General features: G+C 70.1%; 12 protein-coding genes and 2 tRNA genes. 6 read left to right on the forward strand and 8 right to left on the reverse strand.

What is annotated here, in order from left to right; genetic code table 11:
* The first annotated feature begins 444 nt into the window (after nt 1-444).
* A complete protein-coding gene (locus KUA19_RS44920; RefSeq protein WP_217405662.1) occupies nt 445-1,296 on the forward strand; it encodes a GNAT family N-acetyltransferase in 852 nt (283 codons plus the stop codon).
* A gap of 6 nt (nt 1,297-1,302) precedes the next feature.
* Here the strand turns inward: KUA19_RS44920 and KUA19_RS42175 are convergent, their stop codons facing one another.
* Entirely contained in the window at nt 1,303-2,472 is a 1,170-nt protein-coding gene (locus tag KUA19_RS42175) for an MFS transporter (RefSeq protein WP_217405663.1), read from the reverse strand.
* A 44-nt stretch (nt 2,473-2,516) separates the two neighbouring features.
* Nucleotides 2,517-3,368 (reverse strand): EamA family transporter, encoded by an 852-nt coding sequence (locus KUA19_RS42180; protein ID WP_217405665.1) that lies wholly within the window; start codon nt 3,366-3,368, stop codon nt 2,517-2,519.
* Nucleotides 3,369-3,478: 110 nt separating this feature from the next.
* Here KUA19_RS42180 and KUA19_RS42185 point away from each other — a divergent pair, with 110 nt between their 5' ends.
* The gene (locus KUA19_RS42185; protein WP_308167964.1) at nt 3,479-4,072 is read left to right on the forward strand and encodes a helix-turn-helix domain-containing protein; all 594 of its coding nucleotides are present in this window, start codon (nt 3,479-3,481) and stop codon (nt 4,070-4,072) included.
* A gap of 54 nt (nt 4,073-4,126) precedes the next feature.
* Here KUA19_RS42185 and clpX read toward each other — a convergent pair whose 3' ends face one another.
* From clpX to tig, 4 genes are all read right to left on the reverse strand, one after another.
* Nucleotides 4,127-5,422 (reverse strand): ATP-dependent Clp protease ATP-binding subunit ClpX, encoded by a 1,296-nt coding sequence (clpX, locus tag KUA19_RS42190; RefSeq protein WP_217405668.1) that lies wholly within the window; start codon nt 5,420-5,422, stop codon nt 4,127-4,129.
* Nucleotides 5,423-5,629: 207 nt separating this feature from the next.
* A complete protein-coding gene (locus KUA19_RS42195; protein ID WP_302563926.1) occupies nt 5,630-6,283 on the reverse strand; it encodes an ATP-dependent Clp protease proteolytic subunit in 654 nt (217 codons plus the stop codon).
* Between the two features lie 12 nt (nt 6,284-6,295).
* Nucleotides 6,296-6,907 carry a ClpP family protease gene (locus KUA19_RS42200; protein ID WP_217405670.1) on the reverse strand — a complete coding sequence of 204 codons (612 nt, stop codon included), beginning with the start codon at nt 6,905-6,907 and terminating at the stop codon, nt 6,296-6,298.
* 208 nt (nt 6,908-7,115) lie between these two features.
* Nucleotides 7,116-8,486: a trigger factor gene (gene tig, locus KUA19_RS42205; RefSeq protein ID WP_217405672.1), complete on the reverse strand. Its 1,371-nt coding sequence runs from the start codon at nt 8,484-8,486 to the stop codon at nt 7,116-7,118.
* 244 nt (nt 8,487-8,730) lie between these two features.
* Here tig and KUA19_RS42210 point away from each other — a divergent pair, with 244 nt between their 5' ends.
* The 3 genes from KUA19_RS42210 (at nt 8,731) to KUA19_RS42220 (ending at nt 9,780) form a co-directional block, all read left to right on the forward strand.
* On the forward strand, nt 8,731-9,342 hold the full coding sequence (locus KUA19_RS42210; protein ID WP_217405674.1) for a hypothetical protein: 612 nt from the start codon (nt 8,731-8,733) through the stop codon (nt 9,340-9,342).
* Between the two features lie 221 nt (nt 9,343-9,563).
* Nucleotides 9,564-9,640 (forward strand) — tRNA-Pro (locus KUA19_RS42215).
* Between the two features lie 66 nt (nt 9,641-9,706).
* Nucleotides 9,707-9,780, forward strand: a tRNA-Gly gene (locus KUA19_RS42220).
* 129 nt (nt 9,781-9,909) lie between these two features.
* Here KUA19_RS42220 and KUA19_RS42225 read toward each other — a convergent pair.
* Nucleotides 9,910-10,818 carry a hypothetical protein gene (locus KUA19_RS42225; protein ID WP_217405676.1) on the reverse strand — a complete coding sequence of 303 codons (909 nt, stop codon included), beginning with the start codon at nt 10,816-10,818 and terminating at the stop codon, nt 9,910-9,912.
* 2 nt (nt 10,819-10,820) lie between these two features.
* Nucleotides 10,821-11,303, reverse strand: coding sequence for a SigE family RNA polymerase sigma factor (locus tag KUA19_RS42230; protein WP_217405678.1), 483 nt, complete (start codon nt 11,301-11,303; stop codon nt 10,821-10,823).
* A 94-nt stretch (nt 11,304-11,397) separates the two neighbouring features.
* Here KUA19_RS42230 and KUA19_RS42235 point away from each other — a divergent pair, with 94 nt between their 5' ends.
* Nucleotides 11,398-13,020, forward strand: a complete 1,623-nt coding sequence (locus KUA19_RS42235; protein WP_217405680.1) for a carbohydrate binding domain-containing protein — start codon at nt 11,398-11,400, stop codon at nt 13,018-13,020.
* Nucleotides 13,021-13,090 lie beyond the last annotated feature (70 nt).

Raw genomic sequence — 13,090 nt, forward strand, 5'->3', positions numbered from 1 at the left:
CAACCACCGACAAATAAATGTCCGAATGTTTGCTTAATACCAAAGGAATGACCACGACGAGGTGATCAATAAATTGGCACTGGCATATCTAGCACCCTGTTGAGTTCTCAAAGAACAAGCACACACCGAAACCAACCGCTCACACGGCCGAATTTGCGGGGCAACTCGTCAAAGCTTACCCGACCGGCTACGCGGCCCCCTAACCGGGGTCCGCACCACTCGGGGCGGCCAAGCGATCCGGCCTCCGCCCGAGCTAACCGCTCCGGCGTTTCTGTCCGTTCCTCGCTGGCAGAGAGAACATTACGCGGCCCCGCGGGCAGGATGCAAATCGGGGTGGGTTGTCGGCGGTCACACCACCTCCGCGAGTCCATTTTCCCAGTTCACAGGGGTGCGTCGTCGGGAAAGGAGAATCCACCTCGCACCCGCCGGGGGACAATCTGACCCGTGAAGGTGACCGCGGACACAGGCCTGATCGCCTACGGGCACGAGGTGATGCCCTGGCTGATGCGTGACCCCGTACGCAACAACCCCCTGCTCACGCTTCTTCAGTCGCGGATGGACAGTGTCTCGGCTGAGCAGGAGCGGATGCTGCTGCTGCGCGTACTCGATGAATCCACCGACGGTCCGCAGCTGTCCGGGGTGGCCGTGTGGCCACCGCCTTTCGCGTTGATGCTCAGCGCGGTGCCCGATGCGGCCGTGCCCCCGCTGGCGCACTACCTCCTGGCCTCCGCGCCCGACGCGAGGCGTTTCACCGGTCCGCCCGAGCAGACCCGGCGCCTGGCGGAGACGGTCGCCGCCGCGGAAGGCGGACACGCGACGCTGCGGGAGTCGTTCCGGATGTTCGAGGCGGAGCGAATCGACCGCCCGGCGGGGGTGACCGGCCGGGCACGCGAGGCGCGGGAGGCCGACCGCGAGCTGCTGGTGCAGTGGTCGGGGGCATTCCACCGCGAGGCCCTGCCGCGCGAGCCCCACCCCGATCCGGCCGCGCCGGTCGACGGCAGGCTGTCCCGCGGTGGTCTGCTGTGGGTATGGGAGGCGGGCGGCGAACCCGTCAGCATGGCCGCCCTCACCGTCCCGACCGCGGGAGTGGCCCGGATCAACCTCGTCTTCACGCCGCCCCGCCGTCGCGGCAACGGCTACGCCAGCGCGCTGGTCGCGGCGATCAGCGAGGCGACGCTGGCGGCGAGACTGCGGCCGGTGCTGTTCACCGACCTCGCCAACCCCACCAGCAACAAGATCTACCAGACGATCGGTTACCGCCCCCAGCACGACGTGCAGCTGTGGGAGGTCCGCTGACCTCGGTCAGGCGGCGACCGGCTGCGGGACGTGCACGATCTCGGCGGCGCGCAGCCGACCCGCGCTCAGCGCGACGACCGCGATGAGGCATGTCACCAGCGCGAACGAGAACGGCAGCGAGGTGGCGTGGGCGATACCGCCCATCAGGCCGGGAGCGGCCAGGCCCGCGCCGTACGACACGGTGGCCACCCCGGCGATCGAGTGGGCGGCGTGGTCGCCGGTGTGCCCGGCGGCGCTGAACGCCAGCGGCACCACCACCGCCACCCCGAGCCCGATCAGCCCGAAGCCGACGATGCCCACGGCCGGCGCCCACGAGGTGACCACCAGAATGCCGCCCAGGATGCCGAGCAGGCCCGCGACGCGGACGGTGGTGACGGCGCCGACGCGGCGCACCACGGCGTCGCCGACGAGGCGGCCGCTGGTCATCGCGAACGCGAACGCGCTGTACGCGATGGCCGCCTGTCCTTCGCTCGACCCGAGGATCTCCCGCAGGTAGACCGCACACCAGTCGGCGGTGGCCCCCTCGGCGAAGACCGCGCAGAAGCCGACCAGCCCGATGATCAGCACCGGTCCACGGGGCAGGGAGAAGCGCGGACCCTCGTCCGAGGTCGGCACCGGGGCGCTGGGCAGCAGCCAGTGTCCGGCGGTGACCGCTATGACGGCGAGCAGCATCGCCATCACGGCGAGGTTGACCGGTGCGCCGATGCCGAAGAACGCCGCGGCCGCGCCGATGCCCGAGCCGATCAGGCCGCCCAGGCTCCACATGCCGTGCAGGCCGGACATGACCGAGCGGCCCAGTCCCTGCTCCACGGCGACGCCCTCGGCGTTCATGGCGATGTCGGAGGTGCCCGCCGTCACCCCCGCGAGCAGCAGCATGCCCATGAACGCCCATACGTTGGGCGCCAGGGCCAGTACACCGATGGCGGCGCACCACGCCGCGATGAGGACGCGGGTGGCGGTGCGCCCGCCGATGCGGGCGATGAGCCGTCCGGTGAACGGCATGGAGCTCAGCGACCCGATCGCGGGCATGATCAGCGCCAGGCCGAGGCGGCCCTGGCTGAGGTGCAGATGTTCGGCGATCCACGGGATGCGCGCGGCGAAGCTGCCACTGGCGGCGCCGTGTACGGCGAAGATGGTGGCGACCGCCCAGCGGGCGCGTGTCAGGTCCCGTGTCACGTCAGCACCTTACGGGCGAGAGCGCTCTCAGTGCCAACTCCGCGTCATACCGCGGCCAGGATCAGTGCCGTCGCCGACAGGCCCAGCCCGGCGAACTGGATGGCGCGCAGCCGCTCCTTGTTCACGGCCAGCGCGAGCAGGACGGTGCTGGCGGGGTATAGCGAGGCGATCGGCGCCACGATGCTCAACTGCCCGGCGTTGGCCGCGAGCAGGTAGAAGCCGTTCGCCGCGATGTCCAGGCAGCCCGCCAGGACCGTCAGCGCCAGCACCCGGCCCCGCAGCACCAGCGTGCCGCCCATCGGGCGCAGCAGCGCCAGCCCCACCGGGATGGAGGCGAGCCGGGCGGACGCCAGCGGCCACATCCCGGCATCCGGCCCGGCCTGCGCCAGCAGCAGGAAGAAGATTCCGAACAGGGCTCCCGACGACAGCGCCAGCCCGATCACCCGCGGCGTCACCGCGCTCACCCCGTTCGACGGGCCGAGGCTGACCAGCGCGATCGCGACCACGGCGCAGCCCGCCGCGGCCAGCGACACGGCCCCGGGCCGTTCGCCCAGCACGAGCCCGCCCGCCAGGGGCACCAGGGCCGAGGTGACCGCGGTGATCGGTGCCACCACGGCCATGGCCCCGCTGGCCAGGCCCTGGTACAGCAGCACGATGCCGAACAGTCCGGCCACCCCCGCGGCGGCGCCCCAACCCAGGGCCGACACGCCGAGCCGACCCGGGACCAGCAGCAGGAAAACTGCGATCATCGGTATCGCGCACAGCTGCGAGACGACGGTCACCGAGAACGAGTGACCGCGCACGCTCGCGGCACCCTGCTGGACCGCCTTGCCGCCACAGAAGTCCGCAGTGCCCCAGACCAGGGCGGATGTACCGGCGAGCAGGATGGCGATCACAGCGTGTTCGTATCACAGCGGCGACCGCGGAGGACAGGGTGTTGACCGACACGACGGCAGGCCAGACCCGAACAGCCGACCGCCACGTGCGTGCGCCCCGGCCTCGCCAGGTGCCGATCGAGGAGATCAACGCGGCGGTGGCGCTGCACGTGCGCGCGCTGCGCACCGGGCGGGGTTGGTCGCTGGACGAGCTGTCCGGCCGTTCCGGGGTGAGCAAGGGCATGCTCGTGCAGATCGAGGCCGGGCGGACCAACCCGAGCGTGGGCACGCTGGCCCGGATCGCGGACGCGTTCGGGGTGGCCGTGGCGCGGCTGCTGCAGCCGACCGCCGACCGCAGCGTGCACCTCAGCGACTTCGAAGACGGGCCGGTGCTGTGGCGCGGCGGCCGGGGCGGCACCGGACGACTGCTGCGCGGGGTCGCCGATCCGGCCACGGTCGAGCTGTGGGACTGGCGGTTCGCCCCGCACGAGCGGTACGACGCCGAGGAGCAGCAGCCGGGTGCCCGCGAGCTGGCGCATGTGCTGATCGGGCAGATCATGGTCACCATCGACGGCGAGGACCACCTGGTCGAGGCCGGGCAGACGCTGGACTTCCGGGGCGACCGGGCACACACCTACCGCAATCTGCAGGGCACCCCGGCCCGGATGGTCATGCTGGTGGCGATGCCCCCGGGCGAGTACACCCACCGGCGGGTCCCCCGCTGACCAGGACGAGAAAGGCCCGCACCGACCGGTGCGGGCCTTTCTGCGGGTATGGCGTCAAGCGGTCTTCTCTTCGCGGTGGTGCCGGGCGCGGCGGCCGGTGCTGAGGTCCCGCCGCGGCACGATGGTCGGGTAGACCTTCTCCAGCACCGTGTCCCGGGTGATCAGGACGCGCTCGGCGTTGGGGTCGCTGGGCACCTCGTACATCACGGAGAGCAGGACCTCCTCCATGATGGCGCGCAGGCCACGGGCGCCGGTGTTGCGCAGCATCGCCTGGTCGGCGATGGCCTCCAGCGCCTCGGAGTCGAAGTCGAGCACCACGTTGTCGAGCTCGAACAAGCGCTGGTACTGCTTCACCAGCGCGTTGCGGGGCTCGGTGAGGATCTTGACGAGCGCCTCGCGGTCGAGGCTGCGCACGGTCGTGATCACGGGCAGGCGGCCGATGAACTCGGGGATGATGCCGAACTTCAGCATGTCCTCGGGCATGACCTTGGCCAGCACCTCGTCGTTGTTGCCACGGTCGGTCACCGCGCGCAGGTGCGCGCCGAAGCCCAGGCCCGAGCGGGCGGTGCGCTGCTCGATGATCTGCTCCAGGCCGGCGAAGGCCCCGCCGCAGATGAACAGGATGTTCGTGGTGTCGATCTCGACGAAGTCCTGGTGCGGGTGCTTGCGTCCACCCTGTGGCGGAACGTTGGCCCGGGTTCCTTCCAGGATCTTCAGCAGCGCCTGCTGCACGCCCTCGCCGGAGACGTCGCGGGTGATCGAGGGGCTGTCCGACTTGCGCGCGATCTTGTCGATCTCGTCGATGTAGACGATGCCGGTCTCGGCCCGCTTGATGTCCCAGTCGGCGGCCTGAATGAGCTTGAGGAGGATGTTCTCGACGTCCTCACCCACGTATCCGGCCTCGGTGAGGGCGGTGGCGTCGGCTATGGCGAACGGGACGTTCAGCATGCGCGCCAGCGTCTGGGCCAGGTGGGTCTTGCCGGTGCCGGTCGGGCCGATGAGCAGGATGTTGCTCTTGGCCACCTCGACCGACTCACCGCCGCGGGTGTGCGCCGCGTCGGCCTGCAGCCGCTTGTAGTGGTTGTAGACCGCCACGGACAGGGCCTTCTTGGCCTGGTCCTGGCCCACCACGTACTGGTCGAGGAACTGGCAGATCTCCATCGGCTTGGGCAGCTCTTCCCAGCGGACCTGCTCCTCGCCGGCGAGCTCCTCTTCGATGATCTCGTTACAGAGGTCGATGCACTCGTCGCAGATGTAGACCCCGGGGCCCGCGATGAGCTTCTTCACCTGCCGTTGCGACTTGCCGCAGAAGGAGCATTTCAGCAGGTCGCCGCCGTCGATCCGTGCCACCTACGACTCCCCCTGCCCCTGAAGCTGACGAACGCCGCGCCGGTCCCAGCGGCGCGAGCATCGGTTCTGTGATGACGTTACCTGTTGTGAGCCGTTTTGCGGCGGCCCCACCCCGGCTGCCATGTCGAAGATTCTGTCACGTCCCCCCGACAACCGCTTCGGCGCCGTCCACCCGATGGGGTGAACGGCGCCGGCCGGCGAGAGGGGTCAGCGAACCCCGGCCATCGCGGACTTCTTGCGGTACGACAAAACCGAGTCGACCAGGCCGTAGTCGACCGCCTCACCCGCAGTGAGGATCTTGTCGCGGTCGATGTCCTTCTTGACCTTCTCGATCGTCTGACCGCTGTGCCGGGCCAGCAGCTCCTCGAGCTGGTTGCGCATGCGCATGATCTCGCGCGCCTGGATCTCGATGTCGGAACCCTGACCGTAGCCACCCTCCGTCGCCGGCTGGTGGATGATGATCCGCGAGTTCGGCAGCGCCAGCCGCTTGCCGGGCGTGCCCGCCGCCAGCAGCACCGCCGCCGCGCTGGCCGCCTGACCCAGGCAGACCGTCTGGATGTCCGGACGCACGAACTGCATGGTGTCGTAGATCGCGGTCATCGCGGTGAACGAGCCACCGGGCGAGTTGATGTACATCGTGATGTCGCGGTCCGGGTCGGCCGCCTCCAGCACCAGCAGCTGGGACATCACGTCGTTTGCCGACACGTCGTCGACCTGCACGCCGAGGAAGATGATCCGGTCCTGGAACATCTTCGCGTACGGGTCGATCGTCTGCTGGCCCGTCGTGGTCCGCTCGATGAACTGCGGCACGATGTAGCGATTGGACGGCTGGCCGAAGCTGGGCGTCATAGCTGGAAACATGTTGCTGCTCCTTCAGTTCCCGACCGGCGCCACGGACGTAGCGGTGATCACGTGGTCGATGAAGCCGTACTCTTTGGCCTGCTCGGCGTTGAACCAGCGGTCGCGGTCGCTGTCGGCCTCGATCTGCGCCACCGGCTGCCCGGTGTGCTGGGCGATCAGGTCGATCATCAGCTTCTTGGTGTAGATCATCTGCTCGGCCTGGATGGCGATGTCGGCCGCGGTGCCGCCGATGCCGCCGGACGCCTGGTGCATCATGATCCGCGCGTGCGGCAGCGCCGAGCGCTTGCCCTTCGCGCCGGCGCACAGCAGCATCTGGCCCATCGAGGCGGCCATGCCCAGGGCGATCGTGGCCACGTCGTTCGAGATGAACTGCATCGTGTCGTAGATCGCCATGCCGTCGTAGACGGAACCACCGGGCGAGTTGATGTACAGGTAGATGTCGCGGTCGGGATCCTCGGCGGACAGCAGCAGCAGCTGCGCGCAGATCCGGTTGGCGACCTGCGTGTTGACGTCACTGCCCAGGAAGACGATGCGCTCTTTCAGCAGGCGGTTGTACACAGAGTCGTCGAGGCCGCCGGCGATCGGATCGGAACCCCGCGCAGATGGAACGTGCAGCTCGCTCATATCGGCAGCCTTTCTCGTTGTCCTACGCCGACCCTAACCGCTGAATCCGACACCAGCTTCCCCGGTGTCGACGTGTTCGCTGTGAGCGCATCACGCCCGACCGTGACCGTGGCAGGCCACACACCCCGACCGGACAGCCCGGAAACGGGACGAGGGGACCCGCACGGCCGGATGGCCGACAGATCCCCTCGCCGTCACGCTCGCGGGCTCAGTGGTTGTGGCCCTCGTGGTCGCCGTGGTCGTGCCCGGCGTGGTCGTCGGCACCCTCGCGCAGCGAGTCCAGGGTCAGCACCTCGCCGTTGGTGTCGGTCATGATGACCCGCTCCATGACCAGCGCCAGCGCCTTGCCGCGACGCACGTCGCCGTAGACGGCGGCGGCGGCCCCGGCCTGCACCAGGCGGTCGTAGTACTGCTGCGGGGCGACACCGGCGCGCTGGGCGCGGTGCACGATCTCGTGACCGTACTCGTCGTCGGAGACCTGGACGTCCTCGGCCTCGGCGATGGTGTCCAGGACCAGCTGGATCTTGACACCCTCGGCGGCCGCCTCGGACAGCTCGGTGTCGATCTGCTCCTCGGTCTTCTCCTCCGCCGCGAGGTACTCGCTCAGGCTGGCGCCCATCCGGTCCAGCTGCTCGACCATGGCGGCCTTGCGCTGCTCGACCTCGTCGGCCACCACACCCTCGGGCGCCGGCACGTCGGCCCGCTTGACCAGCTCGGCCAGCGCCTTGTCCCGCGCGGCGTAGAGCTGCTCGACCTTCTTGACCCGGGTGATCCGCTCCGACAGGTCGCCGCGGAGCTGCTCCAGGGTGTCGAACTCGCTGGCGAGCTGGGCGAAGTCGTCGTCCAGCGCCGGGAGCTCCTTCTCCTTGACGGTGCGGATCGTCACGGTCACGTCCGCGTCGCTGCCCGCGTGCTCGCCGCCGACCAGCTGGCTGGTGAAGGTCGCCGACTCGCCGGCCGACAGGCCGACCACGGCCTCGTCCAGGCCCTTGAGCAGCTGGCCCGAGCCCACCTCGTGGGACAGGTTGTTGGCGGTGCCGCCCTCGACCTCGGCGCCGTCGACGGTCGCCACCAGGTCCAGCTGCACGTAGTCGCCCTCAGCGGCGGCGCGCTCGACGGTCTTCAGGGTCGCGAACCGCTGACGCAGCCCGTCGATCTGCTCGTCGATCTCGGAGTCGGCCACGGCCAGCGGGTCGACCTCGACCTTGATGCTGCTCAGCTCGGGCAGGGTCAGCTCCGGACGCACGTCCACGTCGGCGGTGAACTTCAGCGGCTGGCCGTCGGCGAACTCCAGGTTGTCCACTGCCGGGCGGCCCAGCAGCTTCACTTCGTGCTCGCGCACGGCGGCGAAGATCTGCTGCGGGATGGCCTCCTCGATCGCCTCCTGCAGCACGGCGCCGCGACCCACGCGCTGGTCGATGACCTGCGCCGGGATCTTGCCCTTGCGGAAACCGGGGATGTTGACCTGCGCCGCGATCTCCCGGTACGCCTTCTTCAGGCTCGGCTCGAGCTCGGCGAACGGCACCTCGATGGCGAGCCGCACTCGCGTCGGGCTCAGAGTCTCGACGGTGCTCTTCACAGGCGTACTCCTTGAGATCTTTCGGGTCGTTTGGGGTTGCCTTGCGCAACTGTATGCCCTTCCGCGTGCGCGGTTCGCACCGGCGCCGGTCGCGGAAAGAGCCCGGTCGAGTGTAGGCGACCGCCCGAGGCGTTCACCGCATCGGGCGGCGGTTGTCGGCAGATGTCACACCGCGCGGGCGAGTCAGCACCATAATAACCAGCAAAGCCGACAAACTGGGCAGGTAGTCCGGGAGGAGACCACCGTGCCGCCGATCAATGTCACGCTGTTGCTGACCACCGCGATCGCCACCGCGGCCGGTCCCCTGCTGGCACTCCTGCCACCGGCGACCGGGGCCACCCCGGCGCCGACCGGGGCCGCCATCAGCATCGACGACGGAGTGCGCCACGTCGCGGCGGGCGACACCGTGCGATACCGCGTCATCGCCCGTGGCGACGACCGGACCGACGCCGCGACCGTCCGGGTGACCGTGCCCACCGGCCTGCGCGACCTCCACGCCGACGGCGCCACCCAGACCGGCGCCACCCTCAGCTGGCCCGCCCCGGCCGCCCGACAGACCTCGACCCACACCGCCGCCGCGACCCTCGACCAGGACGCCGCCCTCGGCGACCTCGCCGTCACCGCATGCCTGCAGGGCGCCCTCGCCGCACCGCTGGCCTGCGCCACCGACCTCGACCTCGTCGTCGAACCCACCCGCCGACCCGGCTGGGCCTGGCTCGGATCCGCCTTCTTCGGGCTGCTCGCCGCGGTCGGCGCCCTCTGGCTCAACAAGAAGATCCGACCGGAGCTGCTCACCCCGGCCAACGCCCACCTCATCTACAGCGACGGACAGCCCGGTGGAGCCCCATCCGCCTGATCCGAACGAAGCCCCACCGGGGGTCATGCCGCGATTCGGCGATGTGTACGACCGCCCGCGGCGTGGGAGTGTCGCGTCCCCCAGTCCCTGACCTCAGCGTATGTCCCAAGGATCGCCAGAGCGGGAGAATCAGGAGGAAAGCTCACAACGGGACACGGCATATGGGTGTGCGCGGCGCCCAGCCCAACGCATACACTTCGTGGGCGCCGGTTACGGCGCGACGGGGTGTAGCGCAGCTTGGTAGCGCACTCGCTTTGGGAGCGAGGGGCCGTCGGTTCGAATCCGGCCACCCCGACCAGCAACGGTCGGCGCTCCGTGACCTGGGCGCGCGAGGTTGCGGCGGGCCGGTTATACTCGTGGCCACGCGGGCGTAGCTCAATGGTAGAGCTTCAGTCTTCCAAACTGACTACGCGAGTTCGATTCTCGTCGCCCGCTCCACCAGAGCCCGGGGCCTATCGGCCCCGGGCTTTTTCGTGCAGTTTCGGGGAAAGCGCTGGAATCGTGGCCGGTTTTCGTGCAGTTTCCGGGAAACTGCACGAAAACCGGGCCGAAGGAACGTGCGGCCGGTCAGGGGGCGTGGGTGACGTCGGTCTCCAGCAGGGCCAACGCCAGCGTGGTGAGCTGCTCCTCGGTGAAGGTCGGCGCGGAGCGGAACGGACCGCCGTACGCCCGGTCGTCGTTGGTCGAGGTCAGGGCCACGACCACGCCGTCGCGGTAGGCGTAGACGGTCAGCGCCTCGAACCCGCCGCCCGGCCCGCCGAGGTGGAACACCGCCAGCGCCATGCCGTCGCGGTCGGCTCGGCGTTCGCAGCCGACAGTGGCGCACTGCGCCGGGCTCGGCGCCTGCTCGAACTCGGACATGGTGGTGACGGTCACAACGAGACCGCCGGCGCCGTCGCGGTCGGCCAGCACCGCGCTGGCCTCGTAGCCGCCGTTCATCCGTGGGTACGCGTAGAGCGGGTTGCCGCCCTCGGGGCCCTGCAGCGGTCCCGGTTCGGCGTCCGGGTCCAGGACGGCGAGCTGTTCCCGCAGGAAGCAGGTCAGTTTGGCGCGGGCGAGCAGGTCGCTGTCGGAGTTGAGCCCGGCCGGGCAGTGCAGCGGGTAGGCCGCGGGCGAGCTGTCGGGGACCGGGCACGTGCCGGACACCGGCGCGGACGGGGGCGGGAAGGACGCCTCCCATTCCGGGCGGTAGAACTCCACCCGCTGCACCACCGAGTTGATCATCGCGCCGCCGGACACCTGGCAGCCGGGTACCAGCGAGGGCGCGGCGCTCTGCCCACCGGTCGGGGTCAGCAGGTACGCCGTGGCGACCGCGATCACGCCCAGCAGGCCGAGCGCGCCACCGGCTCCGGCCACGCGGCGGCGCAGTCGAGCGCGGCGCCCAGCGCGCAGTACGCGCGACGCGGTCAGGCCGATCGGTGGTTCGTCCTGGGCGATGCGGGACCGCAGGGCCTGGGCCAGGGTCTGGTCGTCCATGGTCACTCCTTCACCGGTTCCGGTCCCAGCAGGCCGCGCAGCGCGCTGAGCCCGCGCGAGGTCTGGCTCTTGACGGCGCCTTCGCTGATGCCCGCGACGTGGGCGGTGTCACCGACGGACAGGTCGTCGAGGTATCGCAGCGCGATCAGCACCCGCTGCCTCGGCGGCAGCCGCGTCAGCAGAGCGAGCACGTCGCCGTCCGGGTCGGCGGCGGGCACGGCTGCGCGGTCGGGGACCTCGGCCATGATCTGCTCGTGGCGGCGGGCGCGGCGGCTGTTCAGGAACGCGTTGACCAGGGTCCGGCGGGTGTACGCCTCCAGCGTCGCCGCGTCCAGCCGCCGCCAGTGCCGGTACAGCTGCACGAAAGTGTGCTGTACCAGGTCCTCGGCGAGGTGCCAGTCGGCGCACAGGGCGTACCCGAACCGTCGCAGCGGGCGCACCCGCGCCTCGAAGTATTCGCAGAACTCCGCTTCCCAGTCGGCCATGACCCTGATACCCCGTGCCGGCCGAAAAGGTTGCCATGAACGAGATGTGCCAAGTTCATGGACACCGTAAGTAAAGTTTCCTAATAATACAGCCATGAAGAAGCTTCGATTCGTTGCTCTCTCCCTCGCTCTGACGGGTGCGCTGCTCGGAGCGCAACCCGCCTACGCGGCCAACCTGCTGGCCAACCCCGGCTTCGAGTCCGGCGCGCTGTCCCCGTGGTCGTGCACCGGCGGCCTCGGCTCAGTCGTGTCCACGCCCGTGCACGGCGGCACCAAGGCGCTGGCCGGGGCGGCGTCCGCATCGGACCATGCCCAGTGCACGCAGACGGTGACCGTGCAGCCCAACACGGCGTACACCCTGTCGGCGTGGGTGCGCGGCAGCTACGTGTACCTCGGCATCACCGGCGGCGCGTCCACCTGGACCCCGTCGGCCACGGCGTACACGCAGCTCACCGTCAACTTCACCACCGGCGCCTCGCAGACCAGCGCGCAGGTCTTCCTGCACGGCTGGTACGGCCAGGGCACCTACTACGCCGACGACGTCTCCCTCGACGGGCCGGGCGGGACCAACCCCGGCGGCCCGGCGACCCCGACCGGCCTGGCCGTCACCGGCACCACCAGCAGCTCGATCTCGCTGGGCTGGACCGCCGTCACCGGCGCCACCGGCTACCGCGTGTACGAGGGCACCACGCTGCGCGCCACCGTCACCGGCACCTCCACCACCATCTCCGGCCTGGGCACCTGCACCTCGCACTCCTACAGCGTCGCGGCGTACAACGCCACCGGCGAGTCGGCGGCCAGCGGGGCGGTCTCGGCGAGCACCTCCGGTTGCCCGACCGCGCCGGGCCTGCCCACCGCCCCCTATGTGGACATGGGTGCCTGGCCCACGCCCGCACTGCCGGACCTGGCCACGGGCGGCAACCTGAAGAGCTTCACCATGGCCTTCATCACCGCCTCGGCCTGCAAGGCGATGTGGTTCAACGCCTACGACCCGCGCCAGGGCTGGGCGCGCGACCAGATCGACACCATCCGCGCCCGCGGCGGCGACGTGAAGATCTCGTTCGGTGGCGCCACCGGCATCGAGCTGGCCCAGGCCTGCACCTCGGTGTCGGCGCTGCAGGCCGAGTACCAGGCGGTCGTCACCGCGTACGCGCTGAAGTACATCGACCTGGACATCGAGGGCTCGGCCACGGCCGAACCGGCCTCGGTGGCGCGGCGCTCGCAGGCGCTGGCGGCGCTGCAGGCGGCCAACCCGGGTCTGAAGATCTCGCTGACCCTGCCGGTGCTGCCGGAGGGCCTGACCGCCGACGGCCTGGGCGTCGTCCGGTCGGCGCGGGACGCCGGGGTGAACCTGGACCTGGTCAACATCATGGCGATGGACTACTACCGCACCGGCGACTACGGCGATCTGGCCGTGCAGGCGGCGAACTCGACGTTCGCGCAGCTGAAGACGCTGTACCCGGCCAAGACCGACGCGCAGCTGTGGAAGATGGTCGGGGTCACCCCGATGCTCGGGCAGAACGACGACGGGCACGTCTACAACCAGGCCGACGCCCGGCAGATGGTGACCTTCGCGCAGTCCAAGCACCTGGGCATGCTGGCGTTCTGGGAGACGACCCGCGACCGCAACGCCTGCACTGGCGCGCTCTACATGTGCACCAACATCGCCCAGACTCCGTACGAGTTCAGCAAGATCTTCGCCGGGTACACCGGCTGATCCGGCCCTGGACACAGGCGCGGGGCCGGGGGGGGGGGGCCCGGGCCCCCCCCCCCCCCGCGCCGCCGCC

Origin of the sequence: Catellatospora tritici, assembly GCF_019083965.1 — a bacterium.
GTDB classification, from domain to species: domain Bacteria; phylum Actinomycetota; class Actinomycetes; order Mycobacteriales; family Micromonosporaceae; genus Catellatospora; species Catellatospora tritici.